17 protein-coding genes are annotated in these 14,115 nt (G+C 68.4%); 9 read left to right on the top strand and 8 right to left on the bottom strand.

From position 1 onward, the window contains the following. Positions 1-7: 7 nt before the first annotated feature. The 4 genes from FSB78_RS06655 to serS form a co-directional block, all read right to left on the bottom strand. On the bottom strand, positions 8-331 hold the full coding sequence (locus FSB78_RS06655) for a PilZ domain-containing protein (RefSeq protein ID WP_147081142.1): 324 nt from the start codon (positions 329-331) through the stop codon (positions 8-10). 103 nt (positions 332-434) lie between these two features. Further along, entirely contained in the window at positions 435-1,661 is a 1,227-nt protein-coding gene (gene tyrS, locus FSB78_RS06650; protein WP_147081140.1) for a tyrosine--tRNA ligase, read from the bottom strand. Positions 1,662-1,836: 175 nt separating this feature from the next. Then, positions 1,837-2,811 carry a M23 family metallopeptidase gene (locus FSB78_RS06645; protein WP_147084060.1) on the bottom strand — a complete coding sequence of 325 codons (975 nt, stop codon included), beginning with the start codon at positions 2,809-2,811 and terminating at the stop codon, positions 1,837-1,839. A gap of 107 nt (positions 2,812-2,918) precedes the next feature. After that, the gene (gene serS, locus FSB78_RS06640) at positions 2,919-4,208 is read right to left on the bottom strand and encodes a serine--tRNA ligase (protein ID WP_147081138.1); all 1,290 of its coding nucleotides are present in this window, start codon (positions 4,206-4,208) and stop codon (positions 2,919-2,921) included. A gap of 94 nt (positions 4,209-4,302) precedes the next feature. Here serS and FSB78_RS06635 point away from each other — a divergent pair, with 94 nt between their 5' ends. The 5 genes from FSB78_RS06635 to FSB78_RS06615 all read left to right on the top strand — a co-directional run bounded on the left by FSB78_RS06635 (position 4,303) and on the right by FSB78_RS06615 (position 7,291). Then, positions 4,303-4,743, top strand: coding sequence for a host attachment family protein (locus tag FSB78_RS06635; RefSeq protein ID WP_147081136.1), 441 nt, complete (start codon positions 4,303-4,305; stop codon positions 4,741-4,743). Positions 4,744-4,835: 92 nt separating this feature from the next. Next, positions 4,836-5,063: a hypothetical protein gene (locus FSB78_RS06630; protein ID WP_147081134.1), complete on the top strand. Its 228-nt coding sequence runs from the start codon at positions 4,836-4,838 to the stop codon at positions 5,061-5,063. A 240-nt stretch (positions 5,064-5,303) separates the two neighbouring features. Next, positions 5,304-5,882 (top strand): hypothetical protein, encoded by a 579-nt coding sequence (locus FSB78_RS06625; RefSeq protein ID WP_199743127.1) that lies wholly within the window; start codon positions 5,304-5,306, stop codon positions 5,880-5,882. A 491-nt stretch (positions 5,883-6,373) separates the two neighbouring features. Further along, positions 6,374-6,832, top strand: a complete 459-nt coding sequence (gene dksA / locus FSB78_RS06620) for an RNA polymerase-binding protein DksA (RefSeq protein WP_147081130.1) — start codon at positions 6,374-6,376, stop codon at positions 6,830-6,832. Between the two features lie 69 nt (positions 6,833-6,901). Further along, complete coding sequence (locus tag FSB78_RS06615; RefSeq protein WP_147081127.1) at positions 6,902-7,291, top strand: PilZ domain-containing protein; 390 nt, start codon at positions 6,902-6,904, stop codon at positions 7,289-7,291. 55 nt (positions 7,292-7,346) lie between these two features. Here FSB78_RS06615 and FSB78_RS06610 read toward each other — a convergent pair whose 3' ends face one another. Then, entirely contained in the window at positions 7,347-7,502 is a 156-nt protein-coding gene (locus FSB78_RS06610; protein ID WP_147081122.1) for a YdcH family protein, read from the bottom strand. 211 nt (positions 7,503-7,713) lie between these two features. Here FSB78_RS06610 and FSB78_RS06605 point away from each other — a divergent pair, with 211 nt between their 5' ends. Then, positions 7,714-7,911 carry a YdcH family protein gene (locus tag FSB78_RS06605; protein WP_147081119.1) on the top strand — a complete coding sequence of 66 codons (198 nt, stop codon included), beginning with the start codon at positions 7,714-7,716 and terminating at the stop codon, positions 7,909-7,911. A 94-nt stretch (positions 7,912-8,005) separates the two neighbouring features. Continuing rightward, positions 8,006-8,467, top strand: coding sequence for a DUF1465 family protein (locus FSB78_RS06600; protein WP_147081116.1), 462 nt, complete (start codon positions 8,006-8,008; stop codon positions 8,465-8,467). 89 nt (positions 8,468-8,556) lie between these two features. On the opposite strand, the gene FSB78_RS06595 is transcribed toward FSB78_RS06600, so the two are convergent. Further along, a complete protein-coding gene (locus tag FSB78_RS06595) occupies positions 8,557-9,528 on the bottom strand; it encodes an NAD(P)H-dependent flavin oxidoreductase (RefSeq protein WP_147081112.1) in 972 nt (323 codons plus the stop codon). A gap of 96 nt (positions 9,529-9,624) precedes the next feature. On the opposite strand from FSB78_RS06595, the gene FSB78_RS06590 reads away from it, so the two are divergent. Continuing rightward, positions 9,625-12,210, top strand: a complete 2,586-nt coding sequence (locus FSB78_RS06590; protein WP_147081109.1) for a M1 family metallopeptidase — start codon at positions 9,625-9,627, stop codon at positions 12,208-12,210. A gap of 4 nt (positions 12,211-12,214) precedes the next feature. Beyond that, complete coding sequence (locus FSB78_RS06585) at positions 12,215-12,412, top strand: hypothetical protein (RefSeq protein WP_147081106.1); 198 nt, start codon at positions 12,215-12,217, stop codon at positions 12,410-12,412. A gap of 67 nt (positions 12,413-12,479) precedes the next feature. Here FSB78_RS06585 and FSB78_RS06580 read toward each other — a convergent pair whose 3' ends face one another. Together FSB78_RS06580 and FSB78_RS06575 are read right to left on the bottom strand one after the other, a co-directional pair. Then, positions 12,480-12,722: a hypothetical protein gene (locus FSB78_RS06580; RefSeq protein ID WP_147081103.1), complete on the bottom strand. Its 243-nt coding sequence runs from the start codon at positions 12,720-12,722 to the stop codon at positions 12,480-12,482. Between the two features lie 435 nt (positions 12,723-13,157). Then, entirely contained in the window at positions 13,158-14,036 is an 879-nt protein-coding gene (locus FSB78_RS06575; protein WP_242008076.1) for an MBL fold metallo-hydrolase, read from the bottom strand. Between the last annotated feature and the right edge of the window lie 79 nt (positions 14,037-14,115).

Below are 14,115 nucleotides of genomic sequence, written 5' to 3'. Positions count from 1 at the left end.
ACCCGCCTCAAACGCTCCGCAACAGCGTCGACAGCATCCCATAATATTCCGCCAGCGGGATCGGGGCATCGAACGCGCAGCCGATCCGCCCGCCGAGCACCCAGCGCACCGTCGCTGGCACCCGGCCCAGGATCGGCAGCTCGACCCCGATCACCGCCCCGACATCGGGGACCAGCTCGCACCGCGCCATCAGCCCCGTCGCGGAGATATTGACGATGACCAGCTTCATCACCGCGCCGTCGGCGCCGACCCCGCGCGTGCGATGCATCACCTCGTCGCGTGGCGCACCGCGTGCATCCATGCTCGTCGTCGCGGTGCGACTTGCCACCATAGCCTGTCCCGATCGATTGCCCCGACCCTCTCTTAGGGGGGCGTGGATGAACCGACGACAAACCGGGTTAGTTAACGCGCCATAGATCGCGACAGGAACGGCTCTAGTTCGAAGGGGTTAGCATCCCATGCCGTTTCTTGCCGAGGCTCAGCCGGACCGGGGCCGCGACATCGACCACCGCCGCCGCCTCGCGCACCGGCTCCCCGTCGATGCGCACCGCACCCTCGGCGATCTTCCGGCGCGCCTCGCCATTGGACGCGACGAACCCGAGCCCGACCAGCGCCTCGACCAGTCCGATCGATCCGCCCGCGACCGCGAAACTCGGCAGCGCGTCGCCCGACGCGCCCTCCTCGAACGTTTTCCGCGCGGTCTCGGCGGCCTGTTCCGCAGCATCCCGCCCGCGGCACATCGCAGTCGCCTCGTTGGCGAGCACGATCTTGGCGGCGTTGATCTCCGCGCCTTCCAGTGCCTCCAGCCGCGCGATCTCGTCCATCGGCAGGTCGGTGAACAGCCGCAGGAAGCGCCCGACGTCGCGGTCGTCGGTGTTCCGCCAGAACTGCCAGTAATCGAAATGCGGCAACTGGTCCTCGTGCAGCCACACCGCACCGGCCATCGTCTTGCCCATCTTGCCGCCGTCCGCGGTGGTGATCAGCGGCGTGGTGATCCCGTACACCTCGGTCGAATCCATCCGCCGCGACAGCTCGATGCCGTTGACGATATTGCCCCACTGGTCCGACCCGCCCATCTGCAGCCGGCACCCGGCGCGCCGCGACAGTTCGAGGAAGTCGTAGGCCTGCAGGATCATGTAGTTGAATTCGAGGAACGACAGCGACTGTTCGCGGTCGAGCCTCAGCTTCACCGAATCGAACGACAGCATCCGGTTGACCGAGAAATGCTGGCCGACGTCGCGCAGGAACGGGATATATTCGAGCGCGTCGAGCCACTCGGCATTGTCGAGCATCACCGCATCGGTCGGACCGTCGCCGAACGTCAGGAAGCGTTCGAAGATGCGCTTGATCGACGCGACGTTGCTCGCGATCCCCTCCGCGCCGAGCAGCTTGCGCGCCTCGTCCTTGAAGCTCGGATCGCCGATCTTGCCGGTCCCGCCGCCCATCAGCACGATCGGCTTGTGCCCGGTCTGCTGGAGGCGCCGCAACAGCATGATCTGCACCAGGCTGCCGACGTGCAGCGACGGCGCGGTCGGGTCGAACCCGATATAACCGGGCACGACGCCCTTCGACGCCAGCGCGTCGAGCGCCCCCGCATCGGTCATCTGGTGGACATAGCCGCGCGTGGCGAGCGTCGTGAGCAGGTCGGACTGGTAGGTCATGCGGAGGCGGTTAGCATGCACTTTCTAGTCCGTCATCCCGGCCCTCACTTCGTCATCCCAGCCCCACTTCGTCATCCCAGCGTAGGCTGGGATCTCGGGAGAGGTTCGCGACCTCCAACCGGGAGATCCCAGCCTACGCTGGGATGACGGGAGAGGGGAGGACGCCGCGTCCCCCCTAGGTCCGCGGCAACTGCCCCGCAGGATCCACCGGCGTCCGCCCCTTGCGAAGCTCGAAATGCACCTCGGGCCGGTCGGCGAACCCGGTATCGCCTGACAGCGCGATCGTCTGCCCGCGCTTCACCGCCTGGCCGCGCTGCACCAGCAGCTTCGACGCATGGCCATAGATGCTGGTCCAGCCGCCGCCATGCTTGACGATCACCAGCCCGCCCAGCGCCGCGATGCCGTCGCCGACATAGGCGACGACGCCGTCCGCCGCTGCATGGATCGGCGTCGCGATGGGCACCGCGATCTTGATCCCGTCGTTGCGCTCGCCGCTCGCGCCCGACCCGAACCGCTTCACGACGCGGCCGTCGACCGGCCACAGGAACCCGCCGCCCGCGAGCCGCGCCGGCGCGGTGACCACCGCGTTCGACGGCAGTACGCGCTTCGGCGTCGCGACCGGTCGCGCGGGCGCCTGGTTGCTCGCCAGCGCCGGCTCGCCGCCGGTCAGGATGTCGTCGATGTCGAGCCGGAACGCCGCGGCACGATCGGCGCGGCTCGGCCCGTTGCCGCCGCCATCGCCGGGAATGACGATTCGTTGGTCGGCGCGCAGCACATAGGGTTCGACCAGCGCGTTGGCCGTGACGATCCGCGACCATTCGACGCCATAGGCGCGCGCGATCGCGATCCCCGTCTCGCCGCGCCGGACCTGGTGATAGCGCCCCGCCGGGATCGTCAGCCGCTGCCCGGTGCGGATCGTGTACGGCTCGTCCAGGTCGTTGGCGCGCGCGATTGCCTCCAGGCTCGCGCCGGAGCGATCGACCACGCGGCGCAGCGTGTCGCCCGGCTGCACGACATAGACCGATTCGTCGATCCGCCGCGCATCCGCGCTCACCGGCCGCGCTTCCCAGGCGGGACGCGGGGCGGGGAGGGCGGCGACGTCGCTGCCGTCGCGCGTCACCGGCTGCTCGGGCGGCACCGCCTGCACCATCCGCAGCGGTTCGCGCGGGGGCCGCACCGGCGCCGCCTCGCGCGGCGGGCGGTCGACGCTCGGGATGCACGCCGCCAGCGCGAAGAGCGGCAGGACGGCGGCGCGTTTCACCGCGGCGCCAGCCGGTCGAGCCCGCCGAGATAGGGCTGCAGCACCGCAGGCACCGCGACCGATCCGTCGGCCTGCTGGTAGTTCTCGATCACCGCGACCAGCGTCCGCCCCACCGCGAGTGCCGATCCATTGAGCGTGTGGACGAACCGCGTGCCCTTCTCGCCCCCCTTTTCAACATTGGCGGGCCGGTACCGCGCGTTCATCCGCCGCGCTTGGAAATCGGTGCAGGTCGAGACGCTCGAAATCTCGCGATAGCGGTTCTGCCCGGGAAGCCAGACCTCTAGGTCGTAGGTGCGTGCCGCCGAGAAGCCCATGTCGCCGGTGCATAGCAGCATCCGCCTGAACGGCAGCTGCAGCGCGTCGAGCAGCGCTTCCGCGCACTGCGTCATCCGCTCGTGCTCGGCCTCCGACTGGTCGGGGGTGACGATCGCGACCATCTCGACCTTGTCGAACTGGTGCTGGCGGATCAGCCCGCGCGTATCGCGCCCCGCCGCGCCCGCTTCCGACCGGAAACACGGGGTCAGCGCGGTGAAGCGCAGCGGCAATTCGCCCTCCGCCAGGATCTTGCCCGCGACGATGTTGGTCAGGCTCACCTCGGCGGTCGGGATCAGCCAATGCCCCTCGGTGGTCCGGAACAGGTCTTCCGAAAATTTCGGCAGCTGCCCGGTCCCGAACAGCGCCTCGTCGCGCACCAGCAACGGCGGCGCGACCTCCTCGAACCCGCGGCCAGCGACGTGATCGAGCATGAACTGGCCGAGCGCGCGCTGCAGCCTGGCCGCCGGCCCGCGCAGCAGCGTGAAGCGCGCCCCCGCCATAGCGACCCCGGTCTCGAAATCGAGGCCCAGCGCAGGCCCGATCGCGTCATGCTCGCGCGCCGCGAACCCCAGGTCCGGCTGCGTGCCACGCGTATGGACGAGGACATTGTCGTCCTCGCCGCCGCCCTGCGGCACGTCCGCCAGCGGCGAGTTGGGGATGATCGCGAGCGCGGCTTCCAGTTCCTCGCCCAGCCGCGCCTCGTCGGACTCGAGTTTCGGCAGTGCGTCCTTGAGCCCCGCGACCTCCGCCATCAGCGCCTCGGCCCTGGCGTGATCCTTCTGGCCCTTGGCCTGGCCGATCGCCTTGGACAGCTCGTTGCGGCGCGTCTGCGTCGCCTGCGCCTCGGCGATCGTCGCGCGGTGCTGTCCGTCGAGCGTGACGAGCGCTGCCGACTGGGGCGGCAGGCCACGGCGGGCGAGGGCGGCGTCGAAGGCGGCGGGATCGTCGCGGATCAGGCGGATGTCGTGCATGGCGTCGCTATGCCCAGCGGAACGGGGCCGCGCAACCCGGCGGTCCGCCGGCGCGTTGGTCAGGGTGAACGCACAGAAAAAGGAGAGCGTCCCCGTGCAGATTCCCCATAATTCCGTTGTGCTCGTCGCGGATGGCCGCAAGCTGCTGTTCCTGCGCAACGAAGGCGACGACGCCTATCCGAACCTGGTCGTCGAAACCGCGCAGGAGCAGGACAATCCGGCGACGCGCGACCAGGCGACCGATTCGGCCGGCGGCGCGTCCTCGACGCAGGGCGGCGCCCGCAGTTCGCTCGAGCAGACCGACTTCCACCAGATCGAGGAGGACCGCTTCGCCGCGGAGGCCGCCGATCTGCTCAAGCGTCGCGCGCTCAAGAACGACTTCGACTCGCTGATCGTCGTCGCGCCGCCGCGCACGCTCGGCGAGCTTCGCAAGCATTACCACAAGGAGGTCAGCAGTCGCCTGGCGGGCGAGATCGACAAGGATTTCACCGGTCACCCGATCGCCGACATCGAAAAGGCGCTCAAGGCCGCCTGAACGCGAAAAGGGCCCGCCGGGACGACCGGCGGGCCCTTTTTTTACCACCCGGCTTGGGCCGGAGCGATCCTTACGCCGCGACGGCGTCCCGCTTGGCGAACCGCTTGCGCGCCACCAGCGCCGCGGCCGCAGCCCCGAACAGCAGCACCATCGGCGGCGCCGGCACCGGTGCCGGCGGACCGCCGGTCGACCCGGTGCTGCCCGACCCGCTGCTCGATGCGCTGGAGGCACTCGACGCGCTCGACGCACTGGAGGCGCTCGACGCGCTGCTGCCCGAGGCGCTGCTGCCGTTCGAGCTCCACCCGCCGGTCGAGCTGTAGCCGCTCGAACTCCAGCCCTTGCTGCTCGACCCATAGCCGCTCGACCCGCTGCTGGCCGACGAGGCCGAGCTTGCCGACGACGCGGAGCTCGCCGACGACGCCGAGGAGCCGGACGATCCGCTGCTCCCCGACGAGCCCGAGGACCCGCTGCTCCCGGACGATCCGCTGGACCCGCTGCCGCCGGACCCGCCGGTGCTGCCGCCCCAGCCGCCATGCCCGGGCTTCCAGGGATGGCCGGGCTTGCCCGGCTTGCCGGGATCACCGCCGCCGCCCGACGCGCTCGACGAACTGCCGCTGCTCGACGCCGACGAGGCCGACGACGCGCTGCTGCTCGAGGCCGACGACGAGGAGGACGACACGTCGCCGCTGCTCGACACGTTGCCGCTGCTCCCACCGCTGGCCGACGAGACGTTCCCGCTGCTCCCGCCACTGGCCGACGAGACGTTGCCGCTGCTCCCGCCGCTCGCCGACGAGACATTGCCGCCGCTCGAGGTCGAGGAAATCACGATGCTGCCGCTCGACCCGCCGCTGCCGCCGAAGCCGCCGCCGAACCCGCCGCCAAAGCCGCCCCCGAACCCGCCGCCGAAGAACCCGCCGCCGCCGCCGATCACCACCGGTACGCTGCCGCCGGTCGCGGCCAGCGGCTCGCCCGCGCCGCCGCCACCGAGATATTCGCGCGGCACGGGCGCCGCGTTCGCGACCGTCACCACGGTCGGGGCGCAGGTCGTCCGCGTCGTCACCACCCGGCGTCGCAGCTTGGGCGCGGAGGCGACCTGGACGGGGCGTCGCACGACGCGCTTCGTCATCTTGGTCATGTGAGTCCGCTTCGGGGTCTCTGCGACATGGACGGCCCCCCCGCCGATGATCGCACCCCCGCATGCGCACGCGCACAATTTCGCCAAGGCCATCCGCACTGACATATCGTCACTCTCTCGTTGCTGGCGTCGGCGCCAGATCCCGGTTCACGGCACTGCGATGCCGTATCCGACAAAGCGCAAAACAAAGCGTTAAGTGCAATCGATTTGAGCACCTTATTGACGAATCGGGCGAGAAATCCAGTGCTCGCGGGGCCATCGCCAGAGTTAACGTGCCGCGCTGGGACAGAATCGCCCCCTGTGGTCCACGCCCGTCACGACGCCCGGCTTTGCAACCACGGGGCCAGTCGACGCAAGAATCGGATCGGGATCGGGTTCTTTGTGCAACTTCCATGACTTGTGATCGGCTTTCGGCGAGCCTATAGGCGCGTTCACCATTTGGGGGCGGTTTCAAGGTTCGGCGCGGTCGAACCGCGGGGCCAGAGGGAGAGTGGTATGGCGACGGTTATGAATCGCGTGGACACTACCGGCGGCCGCGAGGCCGCGAACGACGACGGCGGATATCGGCCGGACGCCGACGAGCCGTTCATGAGCCTGAAGCAGCAGGCCTATTTCCGGACCAAGCTGCAGACCTGGCGCGACGCCATCCTGCGCGATTCGCAGGAGACGCTGTCGCAGTTGCAGGTCGACTCGCTGCGCGAGGCCGACCTCACCGATCGCGCGTCGAGCGAGACCGACTGGTCGATCGAACTGCGTACCCGCGACCGCCAGCGCAAGCTCGTCTCCAAGATCGAGGCGGCGATCCGTCGCATCGACGAAGGCGAATATGGCTATTGCGAAGTGACCGGCGAGCCGATCAGCCTAGCGCGGCTTGAGGCGCGGCCGATCGCGACGATGACGGTCGAGGCGCAGGAGCGCCACGAGCGGAACGAAAAGGTTTCACGCGAGGACTGACCGGTAAGCAATTCGACACGCTTTGCGGTCTACGCGTGGGATCATGGACGCGGACTGCGGGAATGGTGAATGGACAGTGTGAACGGCATCGAGACGGGACTGGGGACCGGTGACGATTTCGGCACCGAGCCCGCGACCAAGCGCGCACGCGGCCGCGACAGCCTGTTCCTCGTCGCGCGGATGCGGATCGATGGCGAGTCGGCGGTGCGCGACGTCCGCGTCCGCAATCTGTCCGAAGGGGGATTGATGGTCGAACTCGACCGGATCGTGGCGGTCGGGACGGTGGTGCATCTGGAGCTTCGCGGTATCGGCGACATTCGCGGCGCCGTCGCCTGGTGTACCGAGGGTCGGCTGGGGATCGCGCTGGACAGGCCGATCGATCCGAAAAAGGCGCGCAAGCCGGTCGGCGTGGCGAAATCGGCCGCGACGCCCTTCTATGCGAAGGTCACGCCGCGGTAGCCGACCGGTTGATGGGCACCTCCGGCAGGACGATCCTGCAGGAGGCGCCGGACCGCTAGATCCCCGACAGCTCTTCCTTGAGCCGCAGCTTCTGCTTCTTCAGCCCTGCGACGATGATGGCGTCGGGCAAGGGCCGGTGGGTTTCCTCGGCGATCCGCCGATCCAGCACGGCGTGCTTGGTTTCCAGGGCTGTCTGGTGCGTCGTCTGCATGGTGGGAGTCCTCCTGCATTCGGGTTGGGGAGCCGAATAAACCATCCGGCTCGCCAAAAGTCTGCATCGGTAACGGACCAAATCGACTGACCGAACGATTTCTCGCGACGATCCGAACGACGCGCTCGCCCTGTGCCGAATTGGTCCTCGCGCAGGCGCGTGCGTTTGCTAAGGAGCAGCCGGCGAGCAGCGGGCATTCCGGGGGGCGACGATGGACGAAGCGCAGATCAAGGTCCGGCTCGACGGCATGCGGATCGAGCATCGCGACCTCGACGACGCGATCGCGGCGCTGTCGCTGTCGACGACTCCCGATCAGCTGCAGATGGCGCGCCTGAAGAAGCGCAAGCTCCGCCTGCGCGACGAGATCGCGATGCTGGAGGACCATCTGATCCCCGACATCATCGCGTGACGGTTCCCCGAACCGCGCCATAATGGTACGGTTTTGCGATGGACTGTCGCTTCGGTTTCTGGCCGATATGGCCGCGTCATGCGATGGCGGACCCATGACTCGTGACTCGCATGACGCCCGTCTGCACCGCCGCCTGACCGATGCCCTGTATGTCGAGGCGATGCTGCTCGCCGACGAGGCGCGCGCCTATTTCGACGAAGCGGGTCGCGCCGAACGCGAGGCGCTCGACCCGCTGATCCGTGTCAGCTTCTCGTGCGAATCGCTGAAGGTGACGACGCGGCTGATGCACGTCATTGCCTGGCTGCTGACTCAGCGCGCGGTCGAGGCCGGCGAAATCGGTGCGCGCGACGCGCTCGACCCCTCGCGCCGGCTGGGCGATGCGCCGGTCACCGACGCCGCTTTGCTCGCGATCCTGCCCGATCGCGCGCGGTCGCTGATCGAATCGAGCAGCGACCTGCACCGCCGCGTCGCGCGCCTCGATGCGGCGCAGGGCAGCCCCGAACCCACGGACAGCCCTGCGCTGTCGATGCAGCGGCGGCTGTCCTCGGTGTTCTGACGCCCCGTCATCCCGGGCTCGTCCCGGGATCCAGAGTTACGGGCGCCGCGCCTGAGGCCCTGGATGTCGGGACGAGCCCGCCATGACGGTTAAAGCGCCAGCCGCACCCGTGCCGCGCGATATTCGCGCTCCAGCCGGTCGACCCGGTCCGCCACGCTCTCGACCGCGGTCACCGCGCCGATGCCCTGGCCCGATCCCCAGATGTCCTTCCACGCCTTGGGCTTCGCGCCGCCCGACGCATTGGCGCCGCCGCCGAAATCCATCGTCTTCAGGTCGCCCTCGGGCAGGTTGTCCGGATCCATCCCGGCGGCAGTGATCGACGCGCGCAGATAGTTGCCGTGCACCCCGGTGAACAGGTTCGAATAGACGATGTCCGCCGCGCGCCCCGCGACGATCCCGTCCTTGTACGCCTGGTCGGCATTCGCCTCGGTCGTCGCGATGAACGGCGACCCGATATAGGCGAAGTCCGCCCCCATCGCCTGCGCCGCGAGCACCGCGTCGCCGGTCGCGATCGATCCGGACAAGGCGAGGGGCCCGTCGAACCATTGCCGGATCTCCTGGATGATCGCGAAGGGCGACAGCCGCCCGGCATGCCCGCCGGCGCCCGCCGCCACCGCGATCAGCCCGTCCGCGCCCTTTTCGATCGCTTTGCGCGCGAACCGGTCGTCGATCACGTCGTGCAGCGTGATCCCGCCCCAGCCATGCACCGCGGTATTCAGGTCCTCGCGCGCGCCGAGCGAGGTGATCACGATCGGTACCTGCCACTTGTCGCAGGTCATCAGGTCGCTTTCCAGGCGGTCGTTCGACTTGTGGACGATCTGGTTGACCGCGAACGGCGCCGCCGGGCGGTCCGGGTTCGCGCGGTTGTGCGCGGCCAGTTCCTCGGTGATCCGGTGCAGCCATTCGTCGAGCAGCGCCTGCGGTCGAGCGTTGAGCGCCGGGAACGACCCGACGATCCCCGCCTTGCACTGCGCGATGACCAGCTCGGGTCCCGAAATGATGAACAGCGGCGACCCGATGACGGGCAGGCGCAGGCGATTTAGAAGAGCGGGTACGGTCATGGCGCGGGCTTAGCGCAGCGCGCCCGCTATCGGCAATTGCGTCCGCGCGGCAAAGGCGTACAGGCGCAGGATAATCTTCCCCGGAGTTCGGAATTCATGAAGCTCGCCGTTGCTACCGCGTTGTTGTCGCTGACTGTTTCCGCCCCCGCGCTCGCCGCCGGGCAATTGCCGAGGACCGTGGTCCCGGTGCTTTACGACATCAGCATGAAGCCCGACGCGAAGGCGATGACCTTTTCCGGCAGCGAAACCGTCACCGTCGACGTGAAGACCGCGACTCGGACGATCCAGCTGAACGCCGCCGGCCTCAAGATCGCGTCGGCGACCTTCGACGGCGCGCCCGCCGCGTTCAAGATCGACGAGGCGGCGCAGTTGCTGACAGTCACGCTGCCCAAGGCCGCGAGCGTCGGCCGCCACACGCTGGCCTTCGCATGGTCGGGTACGATCGGACGCTCGGCCTCGGGGCTGTTCGCGATCGACTATACCAACACCGACGGCTCGCCCGCGCGGATGCTGGCGACGCAGTTCGAGGCGCCCGACGCGCGCCGCTTCGCGCCGATGTGGGACGAGCCCTCGTTCAAGGCGAAGTTCCGCCTCGCCGCGACCGCACCGGGCAAGGATCTCGCCTTCTCGAACATGCCCGCGACCTCGGTGACCAAGCAGGCCGACGGCACGCAGCTCTACCGCTTCGGCGAGACGCCGGTGATGTCGAGCTACCTGCTGTTCCTCGGCATGGGCGACATGGAGCGCAAGACGATCCAGGCGGGCAAGACCGAGATCGGCATCATCTCGCGCCGCGGCGTCGTCGACCAGGGCGACTTCGCGCTCGCCGCCGCCAAAAACCTGCTGACTTATTACAACGACTATTTCGGCCAGCCCTATCCGCTGCCCAAGATGGACATGATCGCGGGGCCGGGTTCCAGCCAGTTCTTTGGCGCGATGGAGAACTGGGGCGCGATCTTCTACTTCGAGAACGAGCTGCTGTTCGACGCCAAGCGCGCGACCGAAAGCAACAAGCAACGCATCTACACCGTAGTCGCCCACGAAATGGCCCACCAGTGGTTCGGCGATCTCGTCACGATGGCGTGGTGGGACGACCTCTGGCTCAACGAGGGCTTCGCCTCGTGGATGGAAGGCAAGTCGAGTGGCGACCTGATGCCCGCCTGGAAGTCCGCCGCCGACGCGGTCGCCAGCGAGCGTGAAGCCGCGATGGGCATCGACGCGACTGCCGCGACGCATCCGATCATCCGCAAGATCGAGACCGTCGATCAGATCGGCGAGGCGTTCGACGGCATCACTTATTCGAAGGGCCAGGCCGTCATCGGCATGCTCGAGTCGACGCTCGGCCCCGATGTGTTCCGCCAAGGCATCCGCAGCTACATGGCCAAGTACAAATACGGCAACACCGTCACCGAGCAGCTCTGGGCCGAGCTCTCGGCCGCCGCGGGCAAGCCGGTCGCCGAGATCGCGCACGACTTCACGCTGCAGGGCGGCGTGCCCCTCGTGACGCTGACCCGCGCGCAGTGCGTCGGCGGCAAGACCAATGCAACGCTCGCGCAAGGCCGCTTCGGGCTCGACGCCGCGTCGAAGACGCCGCAGACTTGGCACGTGCCGCTGGTCGTCGCCACGCTCGGCGGTGGACAGGCGTCGACGATCGTCACCGGTCCCTCGACCAGCGTCACCGTCCAGGGTTGCGGCACGCTCGTCCTCAACCGCGGCAAGGGGAGTTACACGCGCGTGCTCTACGACGACGCTGGCCATGCGGCGATCGTCAAGGATTACGCGAAGCTCGACCTGACCGACAAGCTCGGCACGCTCGGCGACGATTACGCGCTCGCGGCGGGCGGCTATCAGGACCTGTCGCGCTACTTCGCGGTCACCGCGCAGGTCGGCGCGACCGCCGATCCGCTCGAATGGTCGACGGTCGCGACCGGGCTCGGCAAGATCGCGGGCCTGTACGAGAACACGCCGCTCGAAGCACCGATCCGCGCGCGACAGATCGCGATCCTGTCGCCGGTGCTCGCGCGGATCGGCATCGATGCGAAGCCGGGCGAATCGCCGCTCGTCAGCAACCTGCGCGAGACGCTCGTCGGCCGCCTCGGCACCAATGGCGACCCTGCGGTGATGGCCCGCGCCCGCGCTTATGTTGCAGCCCTCGCCAAGGACCCGACGGCGATTCCGCCGGCGATCCGCCAGCCGATCCTCTCGACCTATGCGGTCAACGCCACGCCGGCCGAATGGGACGCGCTGCTCGCGCTGACCAAGGCCGAGAAGAACCCAGTCGCCAAGAACCGCTTCGTCACGCTGCTCGGCGCCGCGCGTGAGGACGCGATCGCGACGCGGGCGCTGGCGTTGCTCAAGACCGACACGATCACCCCGCCGCAAAAGGCCGCCCTGCTCCGGGCAGTCGCGGCGCGCCATCCCGACATGGCGTTCGACTGGGCGGTCGCGAACAAGGCCACGGTCGACGGCTTCGTCGAGGAGAGCTCGCGCGCCGGCTATATCGTGGGTCTGGGCGGCGGCTCGAACGATCCCGCCATGCCCGGCAAGATCAACGCCTACGCCGCCACCAACCTGCCCGAAGCCTCGCGTGGTGGCGCCAAGCGCACGATCGCCGGCATCGCGGTGCGCAAGGCGACCGCCGACCGCCTCCGCCCCGCCGTCACCCAGTGGGTCGCGCGCTGACGTCATGCGCACGACGTTCGAAACCGCCTCGGCCCGCCTGTATCATCTGGATGATGCAGGCGAGGGCGGGGCGGTAACGACGCTCTTCTACGGCCCGATGGGCGAGGCGCTGGCGATCGCCGCACAGCAGCCCGAGGCAGTGCAGGACGGCCTTTATCTCGCGACGGAGAACGACGTCGTCGCGTATCTGGATCTGGACTAGCGGCGGGCCTGCGAACCGACTTCGGCGACGTCGGTCCGTCCCGTAACCCTCTGGCCCATTGATGGTCTTACCTGCGACGCGCGCGCCTTCGCGCCTGCTCGGCCTGATAGGCGTCGCTGTGGGCGCATTCGACTTCAGCCTTCATGCGACAGGTTGCGCGCGCACAGCGCACCGCGACGCTGTTTGACGAAATTGGCTGCGTTTCTCCGCCTTCGGCGATGCTTCCTGGCTGATCCAGTCGCTGCGCGATGGCGGGGCTCGCGGCTGCTGCGATGAGTGCTGCCAAGCCGACCAGGCGTCCGTTGCGCATACCACTCTCCTACTGTCTCGTCCGGCCGGGTAAGCCGCGTGCCAAGCACGCCGGGTTTGAATACCGGGCCAGCGGAGAGCTATGGTATGGCCGGATGTGTTCCAGTGTAAACAACGCCTTAGGTTCGCAATCGGCCGGTTTTTCCCGATCCCGCCTTTACCGACAGCCTAGACTAGCCGGTGCCGGCCGGGTCGGGTTTCGCTCGACCCCGCGAGCCTATAGGCGCCGCATGACAAGGCCACCTCGCGAAGCCAGCGCATCGAAAAAGCCACCGCTTAATGGTTGGCTCGGGACAGGCATCGTGCTGGTCACCATGACGATCTCCGTCTTCGTGGCGTACGCCTACCTGCTACCGTAAATCCCGCTCGGTCTGCCGGCCACGCGCGATGCACCCCGTCAAGGGTCGCGCCCCACCTACCAAAGCTTCGTTTGCCGCTATGCGCCGGCCGCGGCAAAGGTGAAGCGTGATCCGACATAGGAGCGGACCACCTTTTGCGGCATCACGCGCAGCGCTTCCTCGATGAACACCTCGCCCGTGCAGTGCATCGGGATGATGTAACTCGGGTCGATTCTGGCAAATTCCGCCACCGTGCGCCGGGCCTCGTCCTCAGTTCGCGGACGAACCAGATGAAATCCGCCGATGACGGCATGGACTTTCTCGATCCCCGATACCGCCTGCGCACGCCGGACGGAATTGATCACGCCGCGGTGGCTGCACGACGCGATGACGACCAGCCCCAATCCCTTCACCGCATAACAGGTGGCAAGCTCGTGCTCGCCGTCATCGGGGAATTGCGTGGCAGCCTGTCTGGCCGCGGCGAGCAGGTCGCGACGGCACCCCACGCCCGGCCGCATCTGCGTCGGGATCGCAGCGCGCTCGAAACTGTCGAGCGGGATCGTGCCGGTGGTGAACGCGTGATCGGCGACGATCAGGGGGGCCGGGCGGATACGAACCTCGAACCCCGCGCGCGCCAGCGCCATGCGGTCGAGCCTGCCCATGACCGGCGGCGGATCGCCGATCAGCGCGACCCGCTCGCAGAAGGTTTCCTCGCCGCCGACGATGAGCGGGAGGCGGCGCTTGGCAGTGGCCGCTTCGCCGGACACCGCCGCGTATCCGCCGTAATGATCGAGATGCCCGTGGCTCAATATCGCGGCATCGATGCGCAATGGGTCGATCCAAAGCAGCGCCATGTTGTTCGCCATCACCTCGCGGGAGTAGCCGAAGTCGATCAGGACACGCCGGGCGTCTGCCGCGATCCGGGACTCCGCCAGGATCGAAAGCCCGAACTCGCCGAGCAGGGGGTGGGGCAGCATCCGGGGCGCGTGCGACGGTCCACCGTTTCCGGCGCGGGCGACGGTCATGCCGGGAAGCGTCAGATTTGGCAGGAACGGC

The sequence above is a fragment of the Sphingomonas ginsenosidivorax genome, from assembly GCF_007995065.1.
GTDB lineage: Bacteria > Pseudomonadota > Alphaproteobacteria > Sphingomonadales > Sphingomonadaceae > Sphingomonas > Sphingomonas ginsenosidivorax.
Note: the sequence above shows the minus strand (reverse complement) of the source record. Positions and strands in the feature narration are given on the sequence as shown.

Coding starts and splice junctions, on each gene's coding strand:
- serS (WP_147081138.1), bottom strand. CDS start 4,208: ATGCACGACATCCGCCTGATCCGCGACGATCCCGCCGCCTTCGACGCC.
- FSB78_RS06600 (WP_147081116.1), top strand. CDS start 8,006: ATGACTCGTGACTCGCATGACGCCCGTCTGCACCGCCGCCTGACCGAT.
- tyrS (WP_147081140.1), bottom strand. CDS start 1,661: ATGACCTACCAGTCCGACCTGCTCACGACGCTCGCCACGCGCGGCTAT.
- FSB78_RS06615 (WP_147081127.1), top strand. CDS start 6,902: ATGGACAGTGTGAACGGCATCGAGACGGGACTGGGGACCGGTGACGAT.
- FSB78_RS06610 (WP_147081122.1), bottom strand. CDS start 7,502: ATGCAGACGACGCACCAGACAGCCCTGGAAACCAAGCACGCCGTGCTG.
- FSB78_RS06595 (WP_147081112.1), bottom strand. CDS start 9,528: ATGACCGTACCCGCTCTTCTAAATCGCCTGCGCCTGCCCGTCATCGGG.
- FSB78_RS06645 (WP_147084060.1), bottom strand. CDS start 2,811: ATGGTGCAGGCGGTGCCGCCCGAGCAGCCGGTGACGCGCGACGGCAGC.
- FSB78_RS06655 (WP_147081142.1), bottom strand. CDS start 331: ATGGTGGCAAGTCGCACCGCGACGACGAGCATGGATGCACGCGGTGCG.
- FSB78_RS06585 (WP_147081106.1), top strand. CDS start 12,215: ATGCGCACGACGTTCGAAACCGCCTCGGCCCGCCTGTATCATCTGGAT.
- FSB78_RS06590 (WP_147081109.1), top strand. CDS start 9,625: ATGAAGCTCGCCGTTGCTACCGCGTTGTTGTCGCTGACTGTTTCCGCC.
- dksA (WP_147081130.1), top strand. CDS start 6,374: ATGGCGACGGTTATGAATCGCGTGGACACTACCGGCGGCCGCGAGGCC.
- FSB78_RS06580 (WP_147081103.1), bottom strand. CDS start 12,722: ATGCGCAACGGACGCCTGGTCGGCTTGGCAGCACTCATCGCAGCAGCC.
- FSB78_RS06575 (WP_242008076.1), bottom strand. CDS start 14,036: ATGCTGCCCCACCCCCTGCTCGGCGAGTTCGGGCTTTCGATCCTGGCG.
- FSB78_RS06605 (WP_147081119.1), top strand. CDS start 7,714: ATGGACGAAGCGCAGATCAAGGTCCGGCTCGACGGCATGCGGATCGAG.